Genomic DNA, 17,410 nt, shown 5'->3' with positions numbered 1-17,410 from the left:
GCCATGACCGAACGCAGCCAGATCGCCACGTCGTTCCTGCCGCTTCCCGGCTCGGCACCGGTCGAATGGCTGATCGAGCCCGGCCTTACCGCCTATCCCGAGGCACTTGCCTTCATGGAGGCGCGCGCCGAGGCGATCCGCAGCGGCGCTGCCGGCGAAATGGTCTGGTTGGTCGAACACCCGCCGCTCTACACGGCCGGCACCAGCGCCCGTGGCGAGGATCTGATCGACGGCAGCCGCTTCCCGGTCTTCGCGGCCGGACGCGGCGGCGAATACACCTATCATGGGCCGGGCCAGCGGGTCGCTTACGTCATGCTCGACCTGAAGCGGCGGCGCGAGGATGTCCGCGCCTTCGTCGCGGCGCTCGAACAGTGGATCGTCGGCACGCTTGCCGCTTTCAATGTGCGGGGCGAGCGCCGCGAGGACCGGGTCGGCGTCTGGGTCGTGCGGCCGGATCGCCCTGCTCTGCCGGACGGCTCGCCGGCGGAGGACAAGATCGCGGCCATAGGCATCCGGCTGCGGCGCTGGGTAAGTTTTCACGGCATCGCCATCAATGTCGAGCCCGATCTCGAACATTTCAGCGGCATCGTGCCTTGCGGCGTGCAGGACCACGGCGTCACCAGCCTCGTCGACCTAGGCCTTCCCCTGACCATGGCCGATCTTGACCTGGCGTTGAAATCCGCCTTCGAGGATGTGTTCGGTCCCGCCACGGCGTTGCCTGTCGAAGCCGAGCGCAAAGCCGGCTGATCTTCCGGATCCGGTACGGCTCAAATCAGTTGGGCAGAGGCCCACAACACGCCATAGCCATGGATGGCGAACACCGCCAGCAACGCCGCCGCCATGGCCAGCCGGTCGATGGTGCGGATCGGCTTCAGCTCGTGACGCGGCTTCACCCCACTGCTCATCGTCAGCAGGCTGAGGAGCGAAAACACCGCTCCCGTCGCGAGCAGGAAGGTGGCGGAAAAGCCGGCCTGCCAACCCACGGCCAGGAAAGCCGAGAGCAGGAAGAAGGAAGCCAGCGCCAGCGCGACCGGTCCCGGACAGATCTGGCGCAGCACCTGGCCGCCGTCGAACTTCCACACCGGCACCAGATTGGCGATGTTGAACAGTGCGGCGAAACCCGCCAGCGTCGCCAGCAGGGCCGCCGCCAGCCGGTGACCTTCCGTGCCGGCAAAGGTGCTTGCGGCGATGGCGATCGGCACCAGGAAGGCGGAAAAGCCGGCGCCCATCAATGCCACGAAAGCCACTTCGAAACGGCTGTCATAGGGCCGCCCGCCAATGGCGATGCCGCCGAGCAGCGGAATGAAGATCATCCGCGCCCGGTTGTGGCCCATCAGCCGGAACGCCGCCATATGGCCAAGCTCATGCAGGGCGACCACCGATGTGAGGATCGCGGCCAGTGCCAAACCGCCGAAGTGAAGGCCGAAGAATGGCCACAGGATCAGCGCCGAAAGCCCGGCAAAGCCGACCTGGCTGAGCGGATGCTCGAACCAGCCGCCCTTGCGATACTTTCCGGTCCGCGCCCAGCGCTGCAGCTTGGAGAGTTCGCGGCGCAGGGCGAAATAGCGGAACACCAGGAAGGCAACGCCACGATAGCGATCGGTCTGGCTGAGCGTCACCCGCGTGCTGTTGCCTTCCGAAACGAGTTCGGCGGTTTCGCGAAAGTCCTTCCAGAACGAAGCGTCGAGTGCCGTATCCTCGATGACACGCATCGAGAAGCGGCTGCCTTCGACGACGTCTTCAAACCGCGACTTGCGTTCGATCGGCTTGCCGTCGCGACCTTCCCAGGACAGCGTGATGCGGGCCACGCCCTCGCCGTCCGGGGCCTCGGCGGACAGGATCTCACCGGACCAGCCGGCATCGCTGCCGAGCGGCCACAGCGCCTGCCAGAGGCGCTGCCGATCCATCGCCACCAGACGGGTCAGCCGGACCGTGCGCAAACCAAGCGGCACCGTCATCAACAGAAAGATCAGCCCGAGATTGCTGGCCACCAGAATGGCCGTGACGATGGGCGACACCTGGACGTTGCTCCCTGTCTTGCCGGGGCACTCTAACGTCGCTGCGGCAAGAAAAGCTTAACGGCGGAGCGGTCTTCGACCGCATGGGACCCACGGCGGCGAACGCCGCCAAATCACATGGCTCCAATCCAGATCGCCATGGAGACGAGAAAGGTGCTCATGCAAACCAGTGAGATGACATCCTGAACCAGATCGGTCATAACTCTCTCCTGTTGTTGATATGTTCGTATTTTGTTCTAATTTTGTTTCAAAGTCAACGGACACAATCCGGCCGTGTCCGAATTTCCGGGCGATCAGATCGGCAGGGTTAAGAAAAGGTTGACGGGCGAACGACGGTTGCCCAGCGCCGACCAGGGCACGACGAGACTGGGGTCAGGCCGAGCCGAGAATGGTGGATTTCGAGAACCGGAGCGGAGCGTACTTTTGGGTACGTGAGCACCGTTCTACCGCGACGGGGTAGAACGGGAAGCGCAGGAAGCCGCCTTTCGCAGGCCGGCCTCCCCCCAGTATCGCCGTGCCCTAGAGCGGCACCACTTTGCCGTCGGCCAAGGTGACGCGCCGGTCCATGCGCGATGCCAGTTCGTGATTGTGGGTGGCGATCAGCGCCGCGAGGCCCGATTGCTTGACCAGCGCCGCCAGCGCCTCGAACACATAGGACGCGGTGACCGGGTCGAGATTGCCGGTCGGCTCGTCCGCCAGCAGTACCAGCGGCGCATTGGCGACCGCACGCGCAATGGCGACGCGCTGCTGTTCGCCGCCGGAGAGCTCGGACGGCCGGTGCGCCGCGCGTTTGCCGATCTGCATGTAATCGAGCAGCTGCGCCGCGCGCTCGGCCGCGTCCTTGCGGCTGAGCCCCTTGATGAGCTGCGGCATCATGATGTTTTCCAGCGCCGAGAATTCCGGCAGCAGGTGATGGAACTGGTAGACGAAGCCGACATCGTTGCGGCGGATCGCCGTGCGCTCGTCGTCGGACAGCCGCCCGCAGGCGCGGCCGGCCAGGATGACGTCGCCGGCGTCGGGACGCTCCAGCAGGCCGGCGGTGTGCAGCAGCGTCGACTTGCCGGTGCCAGACGGCGCCACCAGCGCCACCATCTCGCCGCGCTTCAGCGAGAAGTCCGCACCATTGAGAATGGTGAGCTTTCGCGGTCCCTGGACGTAGTGCCGCTCGACGCTCTTCAGCTCGATAATGACCTCGGCCACTATTCGTACCTCAAGGCTTCGACCGGATCGAGACGCGCGGCGCGCCATGCCGGAAACACCGTTGCCAGGAAGGACAGGCCGAGCGCCATCAGGACGACATAGGTCGTCTCGCGCGGATCCATCTTCGCCGGCAACTGGCTGAGGAAATAGAGTTCAGGATTGAACAGCACCTTACCGGTCATCCACGAGAAGAACTGGCGGATCGATTCGATGTTGGTGCAGATCAGTACGCCGAGCAGCACACCGGCAAGCGTGCCGGTCACGCCGATCGCCGCACCCGTCATCAGGAAGATGCGCAGGATGGCGCCGCGCGACGCCCCCATGGTGCGCAGGATGGCGATGTCGTGGCCCTTGTCCTTCACCAGCATGATCAGGCCGGAGATGATGTTCAGCGCCGCCACCAGCACGATCAGCGTCAGGATCATGAACATGACGTTGCGTTCGACCTGCAACGCGGAGAAGAAGGTCTCGTTGCGCTGGCGCCAATCGACCATGTCGATCGGCCGCTGCGCCGCCGCCTCCACTTTCGGTTTCAGCGCATCGACATCGTCTGGATTGTCGACATAAATCTCGATCGTTTGCGCCCGCCCGTCCATGTTGAAATAAAGCTGCGCTTCGGAAAACGGCATGTAGACGATGGACGTGTCATATTCGGACATGCCGACTTCGAAGATCGCCGCGATCTTGTAGCCCTTCATGCGCGGCGTGGTGCCGATCGGCGTCACGTCGCCGTCGGGCGAAATCAAGGTGATGGTATCGCCAAGCGTCAGGCCGAGATTCTCAGCCATGCGCTTGCCGATGGCAACGCCCTCGCCAGAATCGAAATCGGCGATCGAACCCTGCTTGATGTTGCTGGCAACGATGGCGATCTTGCTCAGATCCTCGCCGCGTATGCCGCGAACCAGCGCTCCGGTTCCGCCGCCGACATTGCCTTGCGCAAGCACCTGGCCATCGATCAGCGGGATGGCGTATTTGACGCCTGCTACACCGTTGATGCGGCTGGCGACCTGCGCATAGTCCTCCAGCGGCGAATCGAGCGGCTGCACGATCAGGTGGCCGTTGACGCCGAGGATGCGCGTCAAAAGCTCCGCCCTGAAACCGTTCATCACCGCCATGACCACGATCAGCGTGGCGACGCCCAGCATGATGCCGAGGAACGAGATCGAGGCGATCACCGAGATCACCGTCTCCTTGCGCCGCGAACGCAGATAGCGCCAGGCGACCATGCGCTCGAAGATGGAAAAGGGTCCGGCGCCGACCGATCTTGCCGCCACCGCCTCGCTCATGCGGCGACACCGAAGCGCTTCTTCGCGTCCGCGATAGGCAGCGTCTCGCGCTCGCCGGTCTTGCGGTTCTTGATCTCGATCTCGCCGGCGGCGACACCGCGCGGTCCGACGATCACTTGCCAGGGAAGGCCTATCAGGTCGGCGGTGGCGAACTTGCCGCCGGGCCGCTGGTCGGTGTCGTCGTAGAGCACGTCCTTGCCGGCGGCGACGAAAGCGGCATGCAGTTCGTCGCAGACGCCGTCGCACTCGGCGTCGCCCGCCTTCATGTTGATCAGTCCGATGTCGAACGGCGCCACCGCCTCCGGCCAGATGATGCCGTTGTCGTCATGGCTGGCTTCGATGATCGCCGCGACCAGCCGCGACGGACCGATGCCGTAGGAGCCGCCGGAGACGAAATGATCCTTGCCGTCGGGTCCGGTCACCTTGGCGCCCATGGGCTTGGAATATTTGTCGCCGAAATGGAAGATGTGGCCGACCTCGATGCCGCGCGCCGAAACCTTGTCGCTCTCGCCGATCTTCTCCCACGCCGCCTCGTCATGCATCTCGTCGGTGGCGGCGTAGGGCGTCGTCCATGTTTTGACGATGTCGGCGATCTCGGCGTCGTTGGCAAAATCGGTGTTGGCGCCGGGCACATCGAGCGCAAGATAGTCGCGGTGGCAGTAGACCTGGCTCTCGCCGGTGTCGGCCAGGATGATGAATTCATGGCTGAGATCGCCGCCGATCGGCCCGGTGTCGGCCCGCATCGGTATAGCCTGCAGCCCCATGCGCGTAAAAGTCCGGAGATAGGACACGAACATCCTGTTGTAGGCCGCCTTGGCGCCTTCGAAGTCGAGATCGAAGGAATAGGCGTCCTTCATCAGGAACTCGCGCGACCGCATGACGCCGAAGCGCGGCCGCACTTCGTCGCGGAACTTCCACTGGATGTGGTAGAGATTGAGCGGCAGGTCCTTGTAGGACTTCACATAGGCGCGGACGATCTCGGTGACCACTTCCTCATTGGTCGGGCCGTAGAGCATGTCGCGGTCCTGCCGGTCCTTGATGCGCAGCATCTCCTTGCCGTAGTCGTCATAGCGGCCGCTTTCGCGCCACAGATCGGCCGACTGGATGGTCGGCATCAGGATTTCCAGCGCACCGGCGCGATCCTGCTCCTCGCGGATGATGCGGCAGACCTTGTCCAGCACCCGCTTGCCGAGCGGCAGCCACGAGAAACTGCCCTGCCCCTGCTGGCGGATCATGCCGGCGCGCAGCATCAGCCGGTGCGAGACGATCTCGGCCTCGCGCGGATTTTCTTTGAGGATCGGCAGGAAATAGCGCGACAAACGCATGGACAGGTCCGTGAGTGAGGAGGGCCGCGTCAGAATCGGCGCGACTTTGGCTTGCTTGACCCGGCTTCATAGCCATTTCAAGGCGGAATGGGAACCCGGACGCTTCGGCCCGAAAAGCGGAATCGATTTCCAAAAAACATGGGTAGCCGGGATCAGAAGCGTCGCACCGCCGTTCGCCCGTCCAGAAGACCCATGGCGCTGCAAGGCCTCCCGGTCACTGTGCGCGTCTTGGTGATCGTTCGCCAAGCAACGCCTGCCACACTATTGTGCAGTGCAGCACGAGAATGCCCGTTTCAAGGCAAAATTCTTCGTGACATTTTCATTCGCCTTAGGCTAATGTACCTCGATAACCGAGAGGGCAGAAAAAAATCTGCTCTCCTACGCGGTCAAAGTCTTGGGAGGATGCGATCTAGGCGCGGTTACTCGCTGCCGCCGGAAACCGGAAACAGATCGGACGCGTTTAAATTGCAAGGCCTCGTGCCTTGCATTTTTTTTGTGCAATCATCTGCTTAGCGCAACGCGTTGCCAAACCACCTTACCCAGCGTCAGCGCTCGTCAGGCCGCAAAACGGCACGACGTTCCCCGCCGAAACCCGCCCGGTTCCGACATATGAAAACGCCGTCGCTGGACAGTCTATTTAGCCGGCGTCTGGCTGAATTCCGGCACGATGTGCGGGATGTCGTTGAGGCTGTATCCCAGCCCATGCGTCAGGCCATAGAAAATGCCCATCAGGATCGCGGTGGCGATGGTGGTGCGGATCACGGCGCGCAGCATGTGAGGCCCACGCGGCGCGCTCGGAACCGTGCCGAGCGTCACGTCGTGATCGTCGTCCTGCGTCTTCACGCTGAACGGCAGCACGGCGAACAGCACCACCCACCAGGTCGCGAAAAACAGGGCGGTGAACGAAACCCAGCTCATGATTGCTCCAGTTCGATCAGCGTGCCGAAGAAATCCTTCGGATGCAGGAACAGCACCGGCTTGCCGTGCGCGCCGATCTTCGGATTGCCGTCGCCCAGCACGCGGGCGCCGGCGGCCTTGAGCTGATCGCGCGCGGCCAGGATGTCGTCGACCTCATAGCAAAGGTGATGCATGCCGCCGGAGGGGTTCTTCTCCAGGAAGGCGGCGATCGGCGATCCCTCGCCCAAAGGCTCCAGAAGTTCGACCTTGGTGTTGCCGACATTGACGAACACCACCGTCACCCCGTGCTCCGGCAGCGCCTGCGGCGCCGTCACCTCCGCGCCGAGCGTGTTGCGGTAGGCCGCTACGGCAGCAGCCAGATCCGGCACGGCAAGCGCGACATGGTTCAGACGTCCGAGCATAGGTTTTCCTCAGGGCAGTATGGCAATAGGGCAGTATGGCAATAGGGGAAAAGCTGACCTGCTTCGTATCGAAATCCCTACTGCCCTACTCCCTTACTGCCCTACTCCCCTCAGCGAGTGACGAACACCGTCACCAGCGGCTTCTTGCCCCAGGCTTCGTTGGCGGCGCCGCGCACGGCGCGCCGCACTGCTTCCTGCACCAGGTCGAGGTCTTTTCGGCGCTGACGGGGGATCGAGTCCACCGCGCCGATTGCCGCATCGATCATCAGATCTTCCAGCGACTCGCCACGGCCATCGGCCTCGGCGACGCCGATGGCGACCAAATCGGGGTCGCCGGCAAGCTCATATTTGTCGTCCAACACGACATTGACCGCCACGTGGCCGGCAAAGGACAATTTGCGCCGGTCGCGGATGCCCATCGCCTGATCGGTGCCGATCAGTCTGCCATCCTTGTAGATACGGCCGAACGGCACCTGATCCATGATGGTGGCTGGGCCGGGAGCAAGCCTGAGCATGTCGCCGTCGCGCACCTGCGCCACCTGGCCGATGCCCGATGTCGACATCAGCGAGCCCTGCGCCACCAGATGTGCCGCCTCGCCATGCACGGGAACGCCGATCTGCGGGCGCACCCATTCATACATCTTGCGCAATTCGCTGCGCCGCGGATGGCCGGAGACATGCACCAGCGCATCGCCGTCCTCGATGATCTTGACGCCGAGGTCGATGAGACGGTTCTTGATCTCGAGGATCGCCTTCTCGTTGCCGGGAATCGTACGCGAAGAAAACACCACTGTGTCGCCTGCCGTCAGCGACACCGACTTCATCTCTTCGCGCGACAGCTTGGCCAGTGCGGCCAGCGGCTCGCCCTGGCTGCCGGTGCAGATGATGACCAGGTTTTCGCGCGGGATGAAACCAAAATCCTCCTCGGCGATGAACTCCGGCAGACCGTCCATGTAGCCGAGTTCTCCGGCCACATCGATGACCCGCTTCAGCGAACGGCCAAGCACCAGGCACTGGCGTCCGGCATCGCGGGCCGCTTTGGCGATCGAGACGATGCGTCCGACATTGGAGGAGAACGTGGTGACGGCGACACGGCCTTTGGCAGCCTGGATGACGCCCTTGAGGCCCTCGCCCACAGCCACTTCCGAAGGCGACTCGCCTTCGCGCAGCGCATTGGTCGAATCGCAGATCAGCGCCAGAACGCCCTTGTCGCCATAGGCGCGGAAACGCGCCTCGTCGGTCTTCGGCCCGATCGTCGGCTCCGGATCGATCTTCCAGTCACCGGTATGGATGACGGTGCCTGCCGGCGAGGTGATCGCCAGCGACATCGGCTCGGGAATCGAGTGCGCGACCGGAATGGCTTCGATCTCGAAGGGGCCGACGGTGAATTTCTCGCCCGCCCGGTAGATCGTGACCGGTATTTTCGGTGCGCCCTGCTCGCCTTGCCGCTTGGCTTCCAGCAGGCCGGCGCTGAACGGCGTCATCCAGACCGGCGCCTTCAGCTTCGGCCATGTGTCGAGCAGCGCGCCGTAATGGTCTTCATGCGCATGCGTGATGATGATGCCGCGCAGATTGGCGAGGTTCTCCTCGATGAAGCGTGTGTCGGGCAGCACTAGGTCGACGCCCGGCAGGCTGGCATCGGGGAAGGTCACTCCGACATCGATGACGATCCATTCGCGCGCGCTGGGCGGCCCGTAGCCGTAAAGAGCGAAGTTCATGCCGATCTCGCCGACGCCGCCGAGCGGCACGAAGACGAGTTCGGCGTTTTCCGCTTTCGCCATGATTTTTCCCTTCCTGGCCCTCAGGCCAAGCTCAAAAGCAATTCCGGGAAAAGTGTGTAACGGTTTTCCCACCGGAGTTGCGTAAAAACAAACAGTTAGAACCGTTCATGAACGGCCCTATGCCCTGGCCGAAGCGACCGCGCCGAAATGCACATCGCCGGCGGCGATCGTCCGAACCGAACCTTCATCGTCGCGGATCACGAAACGGCAGTCCTCGTCAATGGTCTCAAACACCCCGCGCACCACATTACCGTCAATTCTGACGGCAACCTCGCCGCCGAGCCCCGCGGCACGATCAAGCCACCGTCGCCTGACGGCGGCAAGTCCGCGCCCCTCATCCCACAATCGGGCATTCTCGCTCCAGGCATCCGACAGCGCCAGGAACAGTGTTTCCGCATCGCATGCCGCGCCCAGCGCGCGCAAGGAAGTTGCGGGATACGGCAAATCCTCAGGGTATGCCACCACATTGACGCCGATGCCGACCGCCACTCCGAAACGGCCGCCCTCGAGGATTGCCGATTCCAGCAGGATGCCGGCCAGCTTGGCGCCGGAGGCAAGCACGTCGTTCGGCCATTTCAGCTCGAAACGGTTTTTTCCTTCGCTGCCACCGTCGAGGCCAATGGCGATCCGGCCCTTCGGCACCACGGCATCGAGTGCATCGGCCAGCGCCAGTCCTGCGACGAAGCCCAACGTCGCGGCAAGGCGAAGCTCTGCCTTGGTGATGACGAGCAGCGTCGCCGCCAGGTTGCCTTCTGGGGTCGCCCAGACGCGGCCGCGCCGGCCACGCCCGCTTTCCTGCTTCTTGGAAACGACCCACAATTTGCCGGCGTCGCCTGCCCTTGCGTGGTCCAGTGCCAGCGCATTGGTGGAGCCGACGCTCTCATGCGCCTCGAGCCGGAACCCTTCCGACGCCGAGGTTGGAGCCAGCCGAAATGCCATGCCGTCTAGAAAAACGTCTTGGCGGCGGCTTCGGCATAGGTGCCGATCGGCCCACCGATCAACACGTAGAACAGCACGAAGGCGCCGGAGACGCCGAGCACGACACGCAATTCCGTCGCCATCGGCACGAAGCCGCCGACCGGTTCGTCGAACCACATGATCTTGATGATGCGCAAATAGTAATAGGCGCCGACCACCGAGGCCAGCACGCCGATGATCGCCAGCGCGTAGAGATTGGCGTTGATGGCGGCGAGGAAGACGTACCATTTCCCCCAGAAGCCGGCGAGCGGTGGAATGCCGGCGAGTGAGAACATCAGGATGGTCAGGATCGTCGCCATGACCGGATTGGTCGACGACAGGCCGGCCAGGTCGCTGATCTGCTCGACATTGCCTTCCTTGCGCCGCATGGCGAGGATGAAGGCGAAGGTGCCGAGCGTCATCACCAGATAGATCAGCATGTAGATGGCAACGCCGCGCACACCGGCCTGGCTGTTGGCGGCAAGGCCGACCAGCGCGTAACCCATATGGCCAATCGAGGAATAGGCCATCAGGCGCTTGATGTTGGTCTGCCCGATTGCGGCGAAGGAGCCGAGTGCCATCGAGGCGATCGAGATGAAGACGATGATCTGCTGCCAGTCGGCGGCGATCGGCTTGAACGCGCCCATGGTGACGCGCACGATCAGTGCCATCGCCGCCATTTTCGGCGCCGCCGCCAGGAAGGCCGTCACCGGAGTCGGCGCGCCCTCATAGACGTCAGGCGTCCACATGTGGAACGGCACCGCGGAAATCTTGAAGGCAAGGCCGGCCAGCACGAAGACGAGGCCGAAAACGAGGCCAAGCTGGCGCTCGCCGCTGCCGAGTGCCGTGGCGATTTCCTGGAAGCCGGTGTTGCCGGTGTAGCCGTAGACCAGGCTGATGCCATAGAGCAGCATGCCCGACGACAGCGCACCGAGAACGAAATATTTGAGGCCCGCTTCGGTCGAGCGCAGATTGTCGCGGTTGATCGCGCACAGCACATAGATCGCCAGCGACTGCAGCTCGAGGCCGAGATAGAGGCCGATCATGCTGTTGGCCGAGATCATCAGCATCATGCCGAGCGTGCACAGCAGGATCAGCACCGGATATTCGAACTTGTCGAAACGCTCCGCCTTGGCGAAGCGCATCGACATCACCAGCGTCACCGCCGAGCCGACCAGTGCCAGCACCTTCATGAAGCGGCCGAAGGAATCCTGGATGAAGGCATTGCCATAAGCGCTGCCCTGCCCGGTTCGGAAGATCAGCCAGGCGCCCGCGATCGCCAGCACGGCAACCGCGAGGCCGGTTACCGTGTTGGCCGTGTTGGCGCGCGAATAGGCTCCGACCATCAGCAGCGCCAGCGCTCCGACGGCAAGGATCAGCTCTGGCGTCGAGAGCGACAGGCTGGAGAGAAGGTCCGGCGTCATGGTTCGCAAAACCTCTGGTCAGTTCGCCGCCGCGGTCTGCGCGGCGCCGATGGATGCAGTGACATTGGTGACGAGCGACTTGACCGATTGGGCCGTCGCGTCGAAGACCGGGGCGGGATAGACGCCGAAGAAGATGACCAGCACGACCAGCGGGTAGATGATCACCTTCTCGCGCGGCGACAGGTCGAGCAGTCCCTTCAGGCTCTCCTTGGTCAGTGCGCCGAAGATCACCCGGCGGTAGAGCCAGAGCGCGTAGGCGGCCGACAGGATGACGCCGGTGGCGGCGAAGAACGCCACCCATGTGTTGACCCGGAACACGCCGAGCATGGTCAGGAACTCGCCGACGAAGCCGCTGGTACCGGGCAGGCCGACATTGGCCATGGTGAAGATCAGGAACACCGTGGCGTATTTCGGCATGTTGTTGACCAGCCCGCCATAGGCCGCGATCTCACGTGTGTGCATGCGGTCGTAGATGACGCCGACGCACAGGAACAGCGCGCCGGAGACGAGGCCGTGGCTGAGCATCTGGAAGATCGCGCCCTGCACGCCTTCCTGGTTCATGGCGAAGATGCCCATGGTGACGAAGCCCATATGGGCAACCGACGAATAGGCGATCAGCTTCTTCATGTCCTCCTGCATCAGCGCCACCAGCGAGGTGTAGATGATGGCGACGACGGACAGCGCGAAGACCAGCGGCGCGAACATTTCCGACGCCAGCGGGAACATCGGCAAGGAGAAGCGCAGGAAGCCGTACCCGCCCATTTTCAACAGGATGCCGGCCAGGATGACGGAGCCCGCCGTCGGCGCCTCGACGTGCGCGTCGGGCAGCCAGGTGTGCACCGGCCACATCGGCATCTTCACCGCGAAGGAGGCGAAGAAGGCAAGCCATAGCCAGGTCTGCATGTTGGCCGGGAAGTTGTGGGTCAGCAGCGTCGGGATGTCGGTTGTGCCGGACTGGAAGAACATCGCCATGATGGCGAGCAGCATCAGCACCGAACCGGCGAGCGTGTAGAGGAAGAACTTGAACGAGGCGTAGACGCGCCGCTTGCCGCCCCAGACGCCGATGATGATGAACATCGGGATCAGGCCGGCTTCGAAGAAGACGTAGAACAGCACGATGTCCAGCGCGCAGAACACGCCGATCATCAGCGTTTCGAGCAGCAGGAAGGCAATCATGTAGGCCTTGACGCGCTTCTCGATCGATTCCCACGAGGCCAGGATGCAGAGCGGCATCAGGAAGGTCGTCAGGATGACGAACAGCATCGAGATGCCGTCGACGCCCATATGGTAGGAAATGCCGGAATCGAGCCAGGCGACCTTCTCGACGAACTGGAAGCCGGACTGCGAATTGTCGAATCCGGTCCAGATGAACAGCGAGATGATGAACGTGAAAGTCGTCGTCAACAGCGCGATGGCGCGGATGTTGCGGCGTGCATTTTCGCTGTCGTCATTGATGAACAGGATAAGCAGCACACCAACCAGCGGCAGGAAGGTGACCAGCGAGAGGATTGGCCAGGCGGTCATCAGAGCATCATCCAGGTGACGAGTGCGGCAACGCCGATCAGCATGGCGAAGGCGTAGTGGTAGAGATAGCCGGTCTGCAGCTTGACGACGCGGTTGGTGACATCGACGACGCGCGCCGAAATACCGTCGGGGCCGAGGCCGTCGATGACGGTGCCGTCGCCGGTCTTCCACAGGAAGTGGCCGAGGCGCTTGGCGGGCCGCACGAACAGGAAGTCGTAGAGCTCGTCGAAATACCACTTGTTGAGCAGGAAGGCGTAGAGCCCGCGATGCTGCGCGGCCAGGTTGACCGGCATTTCCGGCGAGCGGATGTAGAATTTCCAGGCCAGCGCGAAGCCGATCAGCATGGCGATGAAGGGCGACAGTTCGACCCACAGCGGCAATTCGTGGATGTCGTGCAGGATGTGATTGTCAGGCAATGTGAACAGCGATGCCTTCCAGAACTCGGCATAGCCCTCGCCGATGAAGGCGTTGTGGAAGATGACGCCGGCAAACAGCGCACCCGCAGCCAGGATGAACAGCGGCACCAGCATCACCGGCGGCGATTCATGGACATGGTGCATGACCTCATGGCTCGCCCGCGGCTTGCCGTGGAAGGTCATGAAGATCAGCCGCCAGGAGTAGAAGGAGGTGAAGCAGGCGGCGATGACCAAAAGCACGAAGGCCATGCCGGCAACCGAATTGTGGCCGGCAAAGGCGCTCTCGATGATGGCGTCCTTGGAGAAGAAGCCGGCGGTGCCGATGACCGTCACCGGAATGCCGACGCCGGTCAGCGCCAGCGTGCCGATCACCATCATCCAGTAGGTGGTCGGGATCAGTTTCCTGAGGCCGCCCATCTTGCGCATGTCCTGCTCGTCGGACACGGCATGGATGACCGAGCCCGAGCCGAGGAACAGCAGCGCCTTGAAGAAGGCATGCGTGAACAGGTGGAAGATCGCCGCGCCATAGGCGCCGACGCCGAGCGCCACGAACATGTAGCCGAGCTGCGAGCAGGTCGAATAGGCGATGACGCGCTTGATGTCGTTCTGGACGAGACCGACGGTGGCCGCGAAGAAGGCCGTGAAGGCACCGATGAAGGTCACGACCGTCAGCGCCGAATGCGACAGTTCGAACAGCGGCGACAACCGCGCCAGCATGAACACGCCCGCCGTCACCATGGTGGCGGCATGGATCAGGGCCGAAACCGGCGTCGGGCCTTCCATGGCGTCCGGCAGCCAGGTGTGCAGCGGCACTTGCGCCGACTTGCCCATGGCACCCATGAACAGGAGCAGGCAGACGATCGTCATGGCCGCCTGCTTGTCCAGCGCATGGCCAAGGAAAGTCAGCACCGCGGCACCCTGCGGCGCGCCTTCAGCGGGGATGAACGTCGCCGCATTGGCGAAGATGGTGCCCAGATTGACCGAGCCGAACAGCACGAACACGCCGAAGATGCCGAGTGCGAAGCCGAAATCGCCGACACGGTTGACGACAAAGGCCTTGATTGCCGCGGCATTGGCCGACGGCTTCTTGTACCAGAAGCCGATCAGCAGATAGGACGCCAGCCCCACCCCTTCCCAGCCGAAGAACATCTGCACGAGGTTGTCCGCCGTCACCAGCATCAGCATGGCGAAGGTGAACAGCGACAGATAGGCGAAGAAGCGCGGCCGGTTCGGATCGTGGTGCATGTAGCCGATCGAATAGATGTGGACCAGCGCCGACACGGTGTTGACCACCACCAGCATGACCACCGTCAGCGTGTCGATCCGGAGCGCCCAGGACGCTTCCAGCCCACCCGACTGTATCCAGCGCAGCACGGGCACGGTGAACACCTCGCCATGGCCGAAACCGACGGTGAAGAACGCGACCCACGACAGCACGGCCGCGATCACCAGGAAACCCGAGGTGATGTATTCGGACGCCTTGGCGCCGAGCGACGTGCCGAACAGGCCGACGATCAGGAAGCCGAGCAGGGGAAGGAAGACGATGGCCTGATACATGGTGGTTCCGTCAACCCTTCATCATGTTCACGTCTTCGACCGCGATCGAGCCGCGGTTGCGGAAGAAGACGACGAGAATGGCAAGTCCGATGGCGGCTTCGGCCGCCGCGACCGTCAGCACGAACAGCGCGAACACCTGGCCGACCAGATCGCCGAGTGCTGCCGAAAAGGCGACGAAGTTGATGTTGACCGCCAGCAGGATCAGCTCGACCGACATCAGGATGACGATGACGTTCTTGCGGTTCAGGAAGATGCCGAACACGCCGAGCGTGAACAGAACAGCCGATACGGTCAGATAATGTGCGATGCCGACAACCATCTCAGAGTCCCTCGCCTGTCTTGACCTTGCGGATTTCCATGCCGGTCGCCGGTGTGCGGCCGACCTGGGCTGCGATCGACTGCCGCTTGACGCCTGGCTTGTGGCGCAGCGTCAGCACGATGGCGCCGATCATGGCGACCAGCAGCACGAGGCCCGAAATCTGGAAGTAGTAGAGGTAGTCCGTATAGAGGATGTCGCCGAGCGCGGCGGTATTGGTCCGCGTGGCAAGATCCGGAATGGGCTTGGAGACCGTCGAAGCGAGCTGCGGCGCGAAGGTGTAGCCGCCGAGAACCACGATCAGCTCCGCCGCCAGGATCAGCCCGACCAGCGCGCCGATCGGCGCATATTGCAGGGCGCCGCTCTTCAGTTCGGCGAAATCGACGTCGAGCATCATGACGACGAACAGGAACAGAACCATCACCGCGCCGACATAGACGACGAGCAGGATCATCGCCAGGAACTCGGCGCCGGTCAGCATGAACAGGCCGGCGGCGTTGAAGAAGGTCAGGATCAGGAACAGCACCGAATGCACGGGGTTGCGCGACGAAATGACCATGAACGCCGATGCCACCGCGACAAAGGCGAAGAGGTAGAAAAAGGCCGCCTCTAGTCCACTTAACATTGGGGATCCCCCGGGTTCCTGTACAAACAGGACAACCGTCCTGTTTCGATGTTTGCTGCCGCCTCCGGCCGCAAGTTTCGTTGTGTCCTTAGACGAGGCCCCTCGCCCCGTCCATGCGTCAAATATCAGCGGTAGGGCGAGTCCAGCGAGATGTTACGCGCCAGCTCGCGCTCCCACCGGTCGCCATTCGCCAACAGCCTGTCCTTGTCGTAGTAGAGTTCCTCGCGCGTCTCCGTCGCGAACTCGAAATTCGGCCCCTCGACAATGGCGTCGACCGGGCAGGCTTCCTGGCAGAAGCCGCAATAGATGCACTTCACCATGTCGATGTCGTAACGCACCGTGCGGCGGGTGCCGTCATTGCGGCGCGGGCCGGCCTCGATGGTGATGGCCTGCGCGGGGCAGATCGCCTCGCACAATTTGCAGGCGATGCAGCGTTCCTCGCCGTTCGGGTAACGGCGCAACGCATGCTCGCCGCGGAAGCGCGGGCTGGTTGGCCCCTTCTCGTGCGGATAGTTGATCGTCTCCTTCGGCGCGAAGAACTGGCGCATCGACAGGAAGAAGGCGCTGACGAAATCCTGCAGCAGCAGCGATTTGGCGGCTTGGGAAAGAGCGGACATCACGCAAACCCCGTGATCTTGAGGAAGGCCGCGGTGGCGACCACCATGAACAGCGAGATCGGCAGGAACACTTTCCAGCCAAGCCGCATCAATTGGTCGTAGCGGTAGCGCGGCACGAAGGCCTTCACCATGGAGATGCCGAAGAACACGAAGCAGACTTTCAGCACGAACCAGATGACGCCCGGCACCCAGGTGAACGGCGCGAAGTCGAACGGAGGCAGCCAGCCGCCGAGGAACAGGATGGTGGCCAGCGCGCACATCAGCACGATGGCGACATACTCGCCGAGGAAGAACAAAAGGAACGGGGTCGACGAATATTCGACCATGTGGCCGGCGACCAGTTCCGATTCGGCTTCGACCAGATCGAAGGGCGGGCGGTTCGTCTCGGCCAGTGCCGAGATGAAGAAGATGATGAACATCGGGAACAGCGCCAGCCAGTTCCAGTCGAGGAAGGTGTTGGGCAGGCCAAGCCGCGTACCAATTCCATCATGCTGCGACAGCACGATATCGGTGAGGTTGAGCGAGCCGGCGGTGAGCAGAACGGTGACGATGACGAAGCCGATCGAGACTTCGTAGGACACCATCTGCGCGGCCGAGCGCAGCGCGCCGAGGAACGGATATTTCGAGTTCGACGCCCAGCCGCCCATGATCACGCCGTAGACCTCGAGCGAGGAGATGGCGAAGACATAGAGGATGCCGACATTGACGTTGGCGATCGCCCAGCCGTGGCTGACCGGGATGACCGCCCAGGCCGAGATCGCCAGCACGGCCGACACCAGCGGCGCCAAAAGAAACACGCCCTTGTTGGCGCCTGACGGGATGACCGGCTCCTTGAAGACGAACTTCAACAGATCGGCGAAAGCCTGCAGCGTGCCCCAGGGGCCGACGACGTTCGGGCCACGGCGCAATTGCACCGCCGCCCAGATCTTGCGGTCGGCGTAGAGGATGTAGGCGACGAAGATCAAAAGAACAACGATCAGCACGACTGACTTCAACAGGATCAGCAGCGCCGGCAGCACGTAGAAGGAGAAGAAAGTGTCCATGC

16 protein-coding genes are annotated in these 17,410 nt (G+C 63.0%); 1 reads left to right on the top strand and 15 read right to left on the bottom strand.

Annotated features, from left to right (window positions below):
* The first annotated feature begins 3 nt into the window (after positions 1 to 3).
* Positions 4 to 747, top strand: coding sequence for a lipoyl(octanoyl) transferase LipB (lipB, locus tag A9K65_RS17890; RefSeq protein WP_064994040.1), 744 nt, complete (start codon positions 4 to 6; stop codon positions 745 to 747).
* A gap of 20 nt (positions 748 to 767) precedes the next feature.
* Here the strand turns inward: lipB and A9K65_RS17885 are convergent, their stop codons facing one another.
* The 15 genes from A9K65_RS17885 to nuoH all read right to left on the bottom strand — a co-directional run bounded on the left by A9K65_RS17885 (position 768) and on the right by nuoH (position 17,408).
* The gene (locus tag A9K65_RS17885) at positions 768 to 2,018 is read right to left on the bottom strand and encodes a peptidase M50 (RefSeq protein WP_064993747.1); all 1,251 of its coding nucleotides are present in this window, start codon (positions 2,016 to 2,018) and stop codon (positions 768 to 770) included.
* A 519-nt stretch (positions 2,019 to 2,537) separates the two neighbouring features.
* The gene (locus tag A9K65_RS17880; RefSeq protein WP_027160544.1) at positions 2,538 to 3,221 is read right to left on the bottom strand and encodes an ABC transporter ATP-binding protein; all 684 of its coding nucleotides are present in this window, start codon (positions 3,219 to 3,221) and stop codon (positions 2,538 to 2,540) included.
* The gene (locus tag A9K65_RS17875) at positions 3,218 to 4,504 is read right to left on the bottom strand and encodes a lipoprotein-releasing ABC transporter permease subunit (RefSeq protein ID WP_013531108.1); all 1,287 of its coding nucleotides are present in this window, start codon (positions 4,502 to 4,504) and stop codon (positions 3,218 to 3,220) included. Before A9K65_RS17875 ends, A9K65_RS17880 begins: the two co-directional genes overlap by 4 nt.
* Positions 4,501 to 5,829: a proline--tRNA ligase gene (gene proS / locus A9K65_RS17870; protein WP_064993748.1), complete on the bottom strand. Its 1,329-nt coding sequence runs from the start codon at positions 5,827 to 5,829 to the stop codon at positions 4,501 to 4,503. Before proS ends, A9K65_RS17875 begins: the two co-directional genes overlap by 4 nt.
* Positions 5,830 to 6,462: 633 nt before the next feature.
* On the bottom strand, positions 6,463 to 6,747 hold the full coding sequence (locus tag A9K65_RS17865; RefSeq protein WP_064993749.1) for a DUF1467 family protein: 285 nt from the start codon (positions 6,745 to 6,747) through the stop codon (positions 6,463 to 6,465).
* Complete coding sequence (mce, locus tag A9K65_RS17860; protein WP_063168232.1) at positions 6,744 to 7,148, bottom strand: methylmalonyl-CoA epimerase; 405 nt, start codon at positions 7,146 to 7,148, stop codon at positions 6,744 to 6,746. Before mce ends, A9K65_RS17865 begins: the two co-directional genes overlap by 4 nt.
* A gap of 110 nt (positions 7,149 to 7,258) precedes the next feature.
* On the bottom strand, positions 7,259 to 8,929 hold the full coding sequence (locus tag A9K65_RS17855) for a ribonuclease J (RefSeq protein WP_013531104.1): 1,671 nt from the start codon (positions 8,927 to 8,929) through the stop codon (positions 7,259 to 7,261).
* A 117-nt stretch (positions 8,930 to 9,046) separates the two neighbouring features.
* On the bottom strand, positions 9,047 to 9,868 hold the full coding sequence (locus tag A9K65_RS17850) for a biotin--[acetyl-CoA-carboxylase] ligase (RefSeq protein WP_063168233.1): 822 nt from the start codon (positions 9,866 to 9,868) through the stop codon (positions 9,047 to 9,049).
* 5 nt (positions 9,869 to 9,873) lie between these two features.
* Positions 9,874 to 11,310 carry an NADH-quinone oxidoreductase subunit NuoN gene (gene nuoN, locus A9K65_RS17845; protein WP_013531102.1) on the bottom strand — a complete coding sequence of 479 codons (1,437 nt, stop codon included), beginning with the start codon at positions 11,308 to 11,310 and terminating at the stop codon, positions 9,874 to 9,876.
* Between the two features lie 18 nt (positions 11,311 to 11,328).
* A complete protein-coding gene (locus tag A9K65_RS17840) occupies positions 11,329 to 12,834 on the bottom strand; it encodes an NADH-quinone oxidoreductase subunit M (protein WP_024501357.1) in 1,506 nt (501 codons plus the stop codon).
* Positions 12,834 to 14,807: an NADH-quinone oxidoreductase subunit L gene (gene nuoL / locus A9K65_RS17835; RefSeq protein WP_064993750.1), complete on the bottom strand. Its 1,974-nt coding sequence runs from the start codon at positions 14,805 to 14,807 to the stop codon at positions 12,834 to 12,836. Before nuoL ends, A9K65_RS17840 begins: the two co-directional genes overlap by 1 nt.
* A 10-nt stretch (positions 14,808 to 14,817) precedes the next feature.
* Entirely contained in the window at positions 14,818 to 15,126 is a 309-nt protein-coding gene (nuoK, locus tag A9K65_RS17830) for an NADH-quinone oxidoreductase subunit NuoK (RefSeq protein WP_010910101.1), read from the bottom strand.
* Between the two features lies 1 nt (position 15,127).
* A complete protein-coding gene (locus A9K65_RS17825; protein WP_013531099.1) occupies positions 15,128 to 15,748 on the bottom strand; it encodes an NADH-quinone oxidoreductase subunit J in 621 nt (206 codons plus the stop codon).
* Between the two features lie 125 nt (positions 15,749 to 15,873).
* Complete coding sequence (gene nuoI / locus A9K65_RS17820; protein ID WP_013531098.1) at positions 15,874 to 16,365, bottom strand: NADH-quinone oxidoreductase subunit NuoI; 492 nt, start codon at positions 16,363 to 16,365, stop codon at positions 15,874 to 15,876.
* Entirely contained in the window at positions 16,365 to 17,408 is a 1,044-nt protein-coding gene (nuoH, locus tag A9K65_RS17815) for an NADH-quinone oxidoreductase subunit NuoH (protein WP_013531097.1), read from the bottom strand. Before nuoH ends, nuoI begins: the two co-directional genes overlap by 1 nt.
* Positions 17,409 to 17,410: the final 2 nt, after the last annotated feature.

Origin of the sequence: Mesorhizobium sp. WSM1497, assembly GCF_001672455.2 — a bacterium.
Classification (GTDB): Bacteria; Pseudomonadota; Alphaproteobacteria; order Rhizobiales; family Rhizobiaceae; genus Mesorhizobium; species Mesorhizobium ciceri.
The sequence above is the reverse complement of the archived record's forward strand: the minus strand, read 5'-3'. Positions and strand labels throughout refer to the sequence as shown.